The following is an 8,572-nucleotide window of genomic DNA, read 5'->3' as shown; positions in this document are numbered from 1 at the left end:
ACTTCCGGTCCTTTCTCCTCGGCGGCGAGGTACTCACCTGAGATCCCTGCTGTTCGCCTTCGGCCACCGACTTACGCGAGAGTGAACGGCCTACTCACACACTTTAGATTCGGTCCTTCGAGGTTCGGCCTCTACTACGACCTCGGCTGACTTCCCTGTCAACATCCCTCTGCCTTGCGGCATCGGTAGCCCTCGCGGGCATCGACAGGGATCTCCCCGGGTATCACACATGCGCTTCGCGCCCTACCTGTCGGATCTACACATCGCCTTTCCGTGTCGCTACGGGGTTAACTGAATTTTGACAGCTCTCCCAGACCTTGTGCCTCATATCCGATTCCTGTTTGTCAGGCTGGCGGTTTGCTATCGGCTTCCTTCATCGATTCGTTGCCTCCTCGACTCTGCCGAGTTGCTAGTCCTTCCCGCGACCGGGCGGACAGTGGACTTTCACCACACAATCACACGTGCGCTGCCGGGCGCACAAAAAAAACGCCGTTTGACACTTGTCAGACGGCGTTCATGTTTCTGGTAAGCGGAGAGATTAGATGCCTTTGGCCATTTCTTCTTTCTTTTTTTCCTTCAGCTCTTCAACCTCTTCATCACTCACACCGGCAATCTTCACACACCAAATGCCGACCTGATAAAGGATGACCAGAGGCAATGCAAGCAGAATCTGAGAAAGCGCATCAGGCGGCGTGAAAATAGCCGCAAGAACAAATGCTCCAACAATTACGTAAGGGCGAGCCTTGGTCAGTTTGGAGTAAGTCGCAATACCCACACGATTCAGTACCACCACGATGATCGGCACTTCAAAAGTCATACCGAAAGCGAGGAACATCGTGAGCACAAAACTGAAATAGGAATCAATATCTGGGGCAAAGTTCACCGAATCAGGCGAGAAGCCAGCGATGAACTGAAAGACCATCCGAAAGACGATGAAATAGCAGTAAGCCATACCAATCGCGAACATGACGATCGAGGAAATCAAGATCGGGAATGCGAGGCGTTTCTCACTGCGATAAAGCGCCGGGGCAATGTAGGCCCAGGCTTGATACAGCACCACCGGCAGCGCAATCAGGAATGCCACAAAAAGCGTCACCTTAAGCGGTACGAAGAAGGGCGCCACCACACCTGTTGCGAGAAGTTTGGCGCCTTGCGGCAAAGCAACCATCAACGGCTGACTCAGGAAGTCGAAGATCTGCTTCATGAAAGGTGAAAGACACGCGAACACAACAATAATCGCGATCACCGATTTCATCAAACGATTACGCAGCTCAATCAAATGCGCTACGAGCGGTTGCTCGTTGGCGGGATCGTCCGGCGCTTCGAGCTGGGGATTGTCCTGGCTCATGATTCCTTACTCAACGATAAATACGGGTACGAAGATTTTTAGCACGAGGAGCAAGTGCGCGGCGTCGGCCTGAGGCGCCCCCCATATTGGCTTCGCGCATACCGAGTTCACGACGCAGTCGTTCAATCTCGGCAGCGAGATCATCAACCGACGGCCCCGAGTGATAGCGTTTAGGAAAGACTTTCGGCTCGCTCCAGCCGCCATAAGCACTCGCTGGAGTCATTATTTCGCTATCTGTATTGGCATCACCCCAACCATAGACTGACGAAATATCGTCCGCAGAAACGCCTGTCGTCTTCGTTGAAACCGTTTCTGCCGCATCAGCTTTAGCTGATTCCACCGCGCTTTGCGCATCCTTCACCGCAGACTGGGCTTCATCCGCAACCGAGCTTACATTGGTCTCGATTTCTCCTGCAGTTTTCTCAACGGTTGACTTAACGTCATTGGCGAGTGCTTTCGCCTCGTCCTGAATCTTTTTGAGTTCCGAGAGCTCCGTCTCCCGGTCGATGTCGGACTTCACCTGCGCAACGAAGCGCTGGGCCTTGCCGATCCATTCACCAGCCGTACGAGCAACGACAGGCAGTCTTTCCGGGCCGAGCACGACAAGCGCGACGACACCGACGATGATCATTTCGCTGAAGCCGAAATCAAACATGACGTCTCACAAACTTAAAAAGGCCGCGGTGCGCGCTGCGCTGCCGCGGTCTTCCTGATTCAAGGGAAAACGGTCTCTATATTGAGGAGAGACCCCCAAGCCTTTGGATTAGGCCTTGGGTTTTTCCTTGGCGTCGACGTCAATCGTGTCGGCCTGCTTGGCCTCGGCAGTCTGCTGCTGCGGGATTTCCTTGGCAGCCGTCTGATCAGCGGGCTTGTCATCGGCCTCACGCATGCCTTCCTTAAAGCCCTTGATGGCGCCGCCAAGATCCTTGCCCATATTCTTCAGCTTGCCTGTACCGAAGACGAGCACAACGATGGCAAGGACGATCAGCCAGTGCCAAACGGAAAGAGAACCCATTTTTTTCTCCTGAAATTAGTTCTTCCACGGGCGGGGACCGCCAAGGACGTGGATGTGCAGATGAGGAACTTCCTGACCGCCGTCGCGGCCGGTATTAATAATCACGCGGAAACCGTTGTCGCAGCCTTGTTCCTTGGCGAGCTTGCGCGCAAGGCCAAGCATTTTACCTAAAAGCGGCTCATCAGCAGGCTGCGTTTCGGCGAGAGAAACAATGTGCTTCTTCGGCACAATGAGAAAATGCACCGGCGCCTGCGGATGAATGTCCTTGAAGGCAATGACGTCGTCGTCCTCATAAATCTTGGACGAAGGAATATCACCTGCGGCGATCTTGCAGAAAATGCAGTCAGACATGCGTAAACCTTTTTGCGTGACGGCCTGCAAATACGGCAGTCCGTCACCAGAATTGTAATGACGAGAACCGACTTCCCGACAGTTTGAATATTGGCTCATTTGCTTCGGCCGGTCAACCTCGACCAAAGGATAGCGCTGATGAGTCAGCTGCGCACGCGCTCAATGTCGGCGCCGAGTCCGCGGAACTTTTCTTCCATGCGCTCATAGCCACGATCAAGATGATAGAGCCGATCAACTGTACTTTCACCGTTGGCAGCGAGCGCAGCAATAACAAGCGACGCCGAGGCACGCAAATCAGTTGCCATTACCGCTGCGCCTTCGAGCCGAGGCACTCCTTTGACAACCGCGGTCCGCCCAACGACATTGATTGAAGCGCCCAAACGAGCAAGCTCAGGGACATGCATGAAACGGTTTTCAAAAATAGTTTCCGTGATTTCCGACACGCCATCCGCCCGAGCAAGCACTGCCATAAACTGCGCCTGCATATCCGTGGGGAATCCAGGATGCGGCGTAGTGCGAATTTTGACGGGCTTGGGGCGCCCTGCCATCTTGAGCCGAACCCAATCGGGACCAACATCAACAATTGCCCCCATTTCCCGAAGCTTCAAAATCACAGCTTCCAAATCTCCGGGCACACAATTCGCAACCAGCACATCGCCGTCCGTAGCCGCTGCCGCACAGAGGAACGATCCGGCCTCAATACGGTCAGCGATCACAGCGTGTTTGGCCCCGTGAAGACGTTCAACCCCTTCAATCACCAGTGTGGGCGTACCAGCACCAGAGATCTTTGCGCCCATAGCATTGAGGCAATTGGCCAAGTCAACCACTTCAGGTTCACGCGCAGCATTTTCAATGACCGTCGTTCCCTCTGCGAGCACTGCAGCCATCATCAAATTTTCCGTACCGGTGACCGTCACCATATCGGTAGCAATATGTGCAGCCTTCAGACGGGCGCTTTCTACGACAACATAGCCGTGATCAATTTCAACCGCAGCACCTAGAGCCCGCAGCCCCTTGATGTGCTGATCAACCGGCCGCGCACCGATGGCGCAGCCGCCCGGAAGACTCACCCGAGCAGCGCCGAAGCGGGCCGTGAGCGGGCAGAGCGTGAGGATCGAAGCACGCATCGTCTTAACGAGATCGTAAAGCGCTTCCGTTGAGGTAATGGCACCCGCATTCAAAGTGACGTTTGAACCGGAACGCTCCACCTTGACGCCCATGCCGGCAAGCAGCTTCAGCATCGTACGGACGTCTGCAAGATCAGGCACGTTCTTCAGTTCCAGATCTCCCGCCGTAAGAAGTGACGCTGCGAGAATCGGCAGTGCCGCATTTTTTGCTCCGGAGACGCGCACCTCGCCAACAAGACGGCGAGCGCCGCGGATTTTCAGTTTTTCCATTGGTCTTTCCAAAAACGGTCAATTCACTTCAGTCTCTGAGGCGCTCTTAGGAAGTCCTAAAAGATCTGCTACACCGTACAGCTGCGCAAGCTGAGCAAGTGCCGGCGACAGATTGAGAATCTGCAGATCAGGGGCAATTCGCCGTCCAGACAAAAGGACAGACAGCAAAGAACTGTCGCCTCCTGAAACGCCGGCGAGATCCACAACACGATCTCCCGCTGCGATTGCCGCTAATAGCTCTCTTTTGAAAGTCAACGCGTCATCGAAAGAAAACTCAGTCCACTGCGGCGTCACGCCTTGCCCCCCGAATTCTTTACCTGACGAGCAAGCTCTTCGCCTTTTTCGTTGAAGAGTTTGATAAGTCCCTCAACCCCATCCTGACTCAGCACGGAAGCAAATTGCGAACGGTAGTTTTCAACCATCCAAATCCCTTCAATATTGACGTCGACAATCTTCCAGGTGTCGTCTTTCGCTCGATAAATTCGGTAATCAAGCGCTATGGGCTCCGCCCCGCTGCTTTTCAAAAGCGTACGAATCACCATTTCAGGCTGAGCCTTTTTCACTCGAGTCGGCCGCAGCTCACATTTTTGATCCTTCACTGCCGTGAGACCGCCCGCATATACGCGCAGCAACAGCGTCTCAAAGCCGCTCTCGAGAGCCTTCTTTTGCTCTGCTGTTGCTGTGCGCCATTTGGGACCGACTGTCATACGCGTCATCATGGTGAAGTCGGTTGCCGGCAGAACGATCTCATCGACCAATTTGCGAAGACTATCAACATTTCCGGACTTCAATGCCTCGCTCGAACGGATACGGTCAAGCACAGCATTGGACAAATCAACCACAAAGGCAAAAGGATCGCCTTTGGCATCGTAGGGAAGCCCGTCAGCGGCCAATGCCGCAGGCATAAAAGCTACAGACGTGAGAGCGGCACCGGCAATCATCAATGTTCTGCGCTGCATATTTTTCTCCTTACTCATTGTCTACCGGGAGCGGTGTAAGCATCTGAAGCTCTTCGGCTTCATCCTCAACTGCACCATCGCGCACGTCGCTCGCCCGCTTGGCGAGATAAGCATCGCGAACTGCGGCATATTCATCAATAGTTGACGCACGAAGCGCATCAAGCTTCAGCAAGCGCGCACGACCATCAACCAAAGCTACGGTCGTTGCGCCGGCTGACCAATACCACTCTTCATTCCAAAGCGCATAAGTAAGCGGATCTGTGGCAATAGATACCGGCCATCTCGTCCAATCACGCGTTGACGAGGGCCCTAAAATTGGAAGTACCAGATAGGAACCAGATCCCACCCCCCAAACCCCCAAAGTTTGCCCAAAATCCTCGCTGTGCCGCTTGAGGCCGATTTCATCGGCCACATCGAAGATACCGGCAATGCCGAAAGTCGAATTGACCAGGAAGCGCATCAGACTCTCAATGCCGCGGTCTACTTTCCCTTGCAGGGTGTTGTTGACAGCATTACCGGGATCGCCGAGATTATCGACAACATTAGAAACGCGGGTGCGTACCCACTCCGGCGTCCATTCAACATAAGTTTCTGCCACCGGCCGAAAAACCGCCCGGTCGATTGAATCATTGAAAGCGTAGATATTGCGATTAACGCGTTCATATGGATCCGACGGGTTCTCTCCCGCATTAGGCGGAACTTGAGCACAGCCCGCCAACAAAACTGCGGCAACGGTCGTGCCGGCGAGGCTAGTGAGTAGTTTCTGCATGATCACTTCCCGCCGTCTTCAGCTTTGGAATAGAGAAATTGACTGATGAGATTTTCGAGCACCACAGCACTCTGCGTACGGCGAATTTTTGATCCTTCAACCAGATTAGCTTCATCCGCACCGGCCTCAATCCCAACATATTGTTCACCCAAAAGGCCCGCTGTCAGAATCTTCGCCGAGCTGTCATCGGGGAATGGATAACGTACATCCATGTCCATGACGACGCGCGCTTGGAAAGTCTCCGGATCGAACACGATGGATCGCACACGGCCAACAACAACCCCTGCGCTTTTCACCGCTGCGCGAGCCTTGAGGCCCCCAATATTGTCAAAATCCGCCGTTACGGCGTAAGTCTTCTGTCCGAAGGTAAAACTTCCCAAATTGGCCGCCTGCAGCGCCATAAAAAGCGCAGCGAGAAAACCAAGCACGATGAAGAGGCCGACGGCGGCTTCAAGCTTGCGGTTTGAATGCATTTGTTAGTACTACCTTTAAACCGTTGTGAACATCCAGGCCGTCATAATGAAATCGAGCCCGAGAACAAGAAGAGAGGAAACCACGACCGTCGTAGTGGTCGCACGAGCAACGCCGTCCGGCGTCGGGCGTGATGCCCAGCCCTGATAGAGTGCAATCAACGTCACGGCTGCGCCGAAGACGACACTCTTAACGAAGCCATTGCAGATATCGGAGAAAACATCGACCGCACTTTCCATCTGCGACCAGAAGGCGCCGTTATCGGTACCGATAAGCAGTACACCGACCATCCAGGCACCAATGATGCCCACGGCAGAGAAAATCAGCGCCAGAATCGGCATGGAGATAAACCCCCCAATAAACCGCGGAGCAAATACGCGGCGAATGGGATCTACGCCCATCATTTCCATGGCCGCTAACTGCTCACCTGAACGCATAAGACCAATTTCAGCAGTGAGCGCTGTGCCAGCGCGGCCGGCAAAAAGCAACGCCGTCACCACTGGTCCAAGTTCGCGCACAAGTGAAAGCGCAACCAACGTTCCCAAGGCTTCTTCGCTGCCGTAAGTAACGAGCACGTAGTAACCCTGCAGTCCGAGCACGAAACCTACAAAAAGTCCCGAAACACTGATGATAAGGAGTGAGTAGTTGCCGATGAAATGAATCTGGGAAATGATCGGACTCAGTCCAGCTCCGCCAAGACGGGCGAGAACACGCCCCGAAAAAATACCGAAGCGTCCTACAGATGAAAGCAGACTGAGAACCCAGCTGCCGAGCTGGGCGAGAAGGTTGACGATCACGCTTGGTCTCCTTTGTGGTTCGGGAACCCGAGATCGGTCGCATAGTCTGGGGCAGGGTACTGAAAGTGGACGGGGCCATCCGGCAGTCCGTTGATGAACTGCCTCACAAAAGGATCGTCCGAAGCACGGAGCGCTGCGGGTGTGCCCTGCGCAGCCACTTTGGCCGACGAAATCATGTATACGTAGTCTGCAATCTCGAACGTTTGCTCCACATCATGCGTAACCATCAAAGAGGTCGCACCAAGCGCATCATTGAGACTGCGGATCAACCGCGCAGTCACCCCCATCGAAATCGGATCAAGCCCTGCAAATGGTTCGTCATAAAGAATTAACGCGGGATCTAGTGCAATCGTACGAGCCAAAGCCACTCGTCTTGCCATACCCCCGGAGATCTCTGACGGCATAAGCGGCGCCGCTCCGCGCAGCCCCACCGCGTTGAGCTTCATCAGTACTAAATCTCTTACGGTTTCTTCATCCAAGTTTGTCTGTTCGCGGATGGGAAAAGCGACATTGTCGAAGACGGACAAATCCGTGAAGAGCGCACCAAATTGAAAGAGCATCCCCATACGGCGGCGCAGTCGGTAGAGCGCCTTTTGATCGTTTGTATCAACTCGGCAACCCGCGATGCAGATCTCTCCGGCCTGAGGCGTCAAAAGTCCGCCAATGAGCTTTAGCAGTGTCGTCTTTCCCATGCCGGAGCCGCCCATGATGGCAACCACCTGACCAGATCCGAAGCGCAGCGAAACATCTTCCAAAATCGTGCGGCTGCCGTAGCCAAAGGTGACATTTTTAATGGAAAGGAAGTCCTTCATGCATCATTTCCTTCAGTCTTCGCCCAAAAGGCTCGGTGCCGGCTTCCAACGTGGCGAGCGGTCGACGCCAAGTGCTTTAAGCTCAGCATTCCCCGGTTCTATAAGTGTAAACGTAGCTTCAATATCTGGATCGAGAAATGCCGGGCGCCTCCTTGCCAGGTCAATGAACACCCATTCAGTAGCCCCCGCCATCACAGGCATCCCTTCACGCTGCATCACATACCGACGAAGGCTTGCCGGACCTCGCAGACTCTGGACCCATGTCGTGATCGTGAGTTCGTCTCCGGCGAAACAAGGCTGCAGATATTCAATCCAATGCTCACGCGCTACCCATGAGCGGTTCCTCACCTTGAGCGTCTCAAAGTCCCAACCGAGAAGCGCCGCGTGCCGTGTCGCCACACCTTCCATCCATCGCAGATACTCACGATTATTGACATGCCCCTGCACATCAATAGAAGCGTCTGCAACAGTAAAGACCTCTTGATAGATACGGCGTTGATCCGTCATGCGAAAATATTGAACGATCGTTCAATTTCCTGTGCGTAAAAAACCCCGCTGCACGCATGCTCGGGGAAGATAAGGTTGCATTGTACGTCAGGGATCAGTGCAACCCGTCATACTGGTACGGATTTGCCTGTTGAAACTGCAAAAGC

Annotated in this window: 12 protein-coding genes; all 12 read right to left on the bottom strand. The window is 54.0% G+C overall.

Annotation, left to right across the window (positions count from 1 at the left end; translation table 11 throughout):
* Positions 1–538 precede the first annotated feature (538 nt).
* Complete coding sequence (tatC, locus tag DES29_RS02205) at positions 539–1,348, bottom strand: twin-arginine translocase subunit TatC (protein ID WP_005431671.1); 810 nt, start codon at positions 1,346–1,348, stop codon at positions 539–541.
* A gap of 10 nt (positions 1,349–1,358) precedes the next feature.
* Entirely contained in the window at positions 1,359–2,003 is a 645-nt protein-coding gene (gene tatB, locus DES29_RS02200; protein ID WP_021994555.1) for a Sec-independent protein translocase protein TatB, read from the bottom strand.
* A gap of 108 nt (positions 2,004–2,111) precedes the next feature.
* The gene (tatA, locus tag DES29_RS02195) at positions 2,112–2,363 is read right to left on the bottom strand and encodes a Sec-independent protein translocase subunit TatA (RefSeq protein WP_016475374.1); all 252 of its coding nucleotides are present in this window, start codon (positions 2,361–2,363) and stop codon (positions 2,112–2,114) included.
* Between the two features lie 15 nt (positions 2,364–2,378).
* Positions 2,379–2,714: a histidine triad nucleotide-binding protein gene (locus DES29_RS02190; RefSeq protein ID WP_113854372.1), complete on the bottom strand. Its 336-nt coding sequence runs from the start codon at positions 2,712–2,714 to the stop codon at positions 2,379–2,381.
* Positions 2,715–2,857: 143 nt separating this feature from the next.
* Positions 2,858–4,111 (bottom strand): UDP-N-acetylglucosamine 1-carboxyvinyltransferase, encoded by a 1,254-nt coding sequence (murA, locus tag DES29_RS02185; protein ID WP_021994553.1) that lies wholly within the window; start codon positions 4,109–4,111, stop codon positions 2,858–2,860.
* A gap of 18 nt (positions 4,112–4,129) precedes the next feature.
* Positions 4,130–4,405, bottom strand: coding sequence for an STAS domain-containing protein (locus tag DES29_RS02180; protein ID WP_005431663.1), 276 nt, complete (start codon positions 4,403–4,405; stop codon positions 4,130–4,132).
* Entirely contained in the window at positions 4,402–5,070 is a 669-nt protein-coding gene (locus DES29_RS02175) for an MlaC/ttg2D family ABC transporter substrate-binding protein (RefSeq protein WP_021994552.1), read from the bottom strand. The genes DES29_RS02180 and DES29_RS02175 overlap by 4 nt, the downstream gene beginning before the upstream one ends.
* A 10-nt stretch (positions 5,071–5,080) precedes the next feature.
* On the bottom strand, positions 5,081–5,839 hold the full coding sequence (locus DES29_RS02170; RefSeq protein WP_113854371.1) for an MlaA family lipoprotein: 759 nt from the start codon (positions 5,837–5,839) through the stop codon (positions 5,081–5,083).
* Between the two features lie 2 nt (positions 5,840–5,841).
* The gene (gene mlaD / locus DES29_RS02165; RefSeq protein WP_113854370.1) at positions 5,842–6,312 is read right to left on the bottom strand and encodes an outer membrane lipid asymmetry maintenance protein MlaD; all 471 of its coding nucleotides are present in this window, start codon (positions 6,310–6,312) and stop codon (positions 5,842–5,844) included.
* Positions 6,313–6,327: 15 nt separating this feature from the next.
* Entirely contained in the window at positions 6,328–7,107 is a 780-nt protein-coding gene (gene mlaE, locus DES29_RS02160; RefSeq protein ID WP_005431650.1) for a lipid asymmetry maintenance ABC transporter permease subunit MlaE, read from the bottom strand.
* Positions 7,104–7,919: an ABC transporter ATP-binding protein gene (locus DES29_RS02155; RefSeq protein WP_005431648.1), complete on the bottom strand. Its 816-nt coding sequence runs from the start codon at positions 7,917–7,919 to the stop codon at positions 7,104–7,106. Before DES29_RS02155 ends, mlaE begins: the two co-directional genes overlap by 4 nt.
* 12 nt (positions 7,920–7,931) lie before the next feature.
* Entirely contained in the window at positions 7,932–8,426 is a 495-nt protein-coding gene (locus DES29_RS02150) for an acyl-CoA thioesterase (protein ID WP_005431647.1), read from the bottom strand.
* Between the last annotated feature and the right edge of the window lie 146 nt (positions 8,427–8,572).

This window comes from Sutterella wadsworthensis, assembly GCF_003315195.1.
GTDB lineage: Bacteria > Pseudomonadota > Gammaproteobacteria > Burkholderiales > Burkholderiaceae_F > Sutterella > Sutterella wadsworthensis.
This window is presented reverse-complemented; position numbering and strand designations above follow the sequence as displayed.